The sequence below is a fragment of the Mesorhizobium escarrei genome, assembly GCF_935825525.1.
GTDB classification, from domain to species: domain Bacteria; phylum Pseudomonadota; class Alphaproteobacteria; order Rhizobiales; family Rhizobiaceae; genus Mesorhizobium; species Mesorhizobium escarrei.
Window position 1 is genome coordinate 1 of sequence record NZ_CAKXZT010000043.1, and the last position, 1,269, is coordinate 1,269.

1 protein-coding gene is annotated in these 1,269 nt (G+C 65.2%); it reads right to left on the reverse strand.

All coding sequences use genetic code 11. From position 1 onward, the window contains the following. Nucleotides 1-18 precede the first annotated feature (18 nt). A protein-coding gene (locus NMG80_RS03620) for an IS3 family transposase (protein ID WP_254016868.1) occupies nt 19-1,205 on the reverse strand; the annotation gives its coding sequence in 2 pieces (ribosomal slippage) (nt 19-953 and nt 953-1,205; 1,188 coding nt in all). Nucleotides 1,206-1,269: the final 64 nt, after the last annotated feature.

Genomic DNA, 1,269 nt, shown 5'->3' on the forward strand with positions numbered 1-1,269 from the left:
TGACCTGCCACCGGATTTTCATCCAGCCGCAATTAGAGCCTCGGCGGGTTTTACGCCGTATGGCGCGGGTTGAGCAACGGGCGATCGGCGGAGCTGGTCGGGGTTGCGCAGCCGATCGTCCGTTGCGGTGAGATTGGCGGCATAGGCCGCGGGCGTGAGGTATCCGAGCGCTGAATGTGGGCGTGATCGGTTGTAGTCGTCCCTCCATTCGGCAATCGTCGTGCGGGCATGGTCGAGGCCGAAGAACAGGGTCTCGTTCAAGAGTTCATCCCGCATCCGCCCGTTGAAGCTCTCGCAGAAACCGTTCTGCATCGGCTTTCCCGGTGCGATGTAGTGCCATTCCACCTGGTGGTCCTTCGACCAGGCGAGCATGGCGTTCGAGGTGAATTCCGTGCCGTGATCGGAGACGAGCATGCCGGGCTTGCCGCGGCGGGCGATCAGGTCCGTTAGTTCGCGCGCCACACGCCGGCCCGAGATCGAGGTGTCGGGGATCGCCGCCAGGCACTCTCGCGTCACGTCGTCGACGACGTTGAGAATGCGGAAGCGCCTGCCACAGGCGAACTGGTCGTGGACAAAATCCAGCGACCAGCGCGCGTTGGCCCGGGCCTCCACCAGGATCGGCGCCCGGGTGCCGACCGCACGCCGTCGCGCACGCCGTTTGCGCACCGCCAGCCCTTCCTCGCGGTAGAGCCGGTAAATGCGGTTGATCCCCGCCGGCTCGCCATCCTGCCGCAGCAGGATGAACAGCCGCCGGTAGCCGAAGCGGCGGCGTGCGTTGGCGAGATCACGCAGCCGGCCGCGCAACTCCGTCTCCGGCGGCCGCCGCGGCCGGTAGCGGATCATCTTGCGCTCGGCGCCGACAATGGAACAGGCCCGACGCTCCGACAGACCCAGCACGGTCTGCAGATGCGCGACGGCTTCGCGCTTGGCGGCGGGCCCTACCATTTTTTTGACAGGAGCTCGCGCAACGCCGAGGCTTCCAGCATCTGGTCGGCCAGAAGCTTCTTCAGCCTGGCGTTCTCCTCCTCCAGCGCCTTCAGCCGCTTGGCGTCGGAGACCTCCATGCCGCCATACTTCGCCTTCCAGTTATACAGCGTCGCCTCGGAGATCCCGTGCTTGCGCGCCACATCGCCCGCCTTCGCCCCCGCCTCGTGCTCGCGCAAAACCGCGATGATCTGCTCTTCCGTAAAGCGCTTTCTCTTCATCTGTCCGTCCTTCAATCAGGCCGGACTCTAATCAAAGCCGGAGGAAATTACCCGTGGCAGGTCA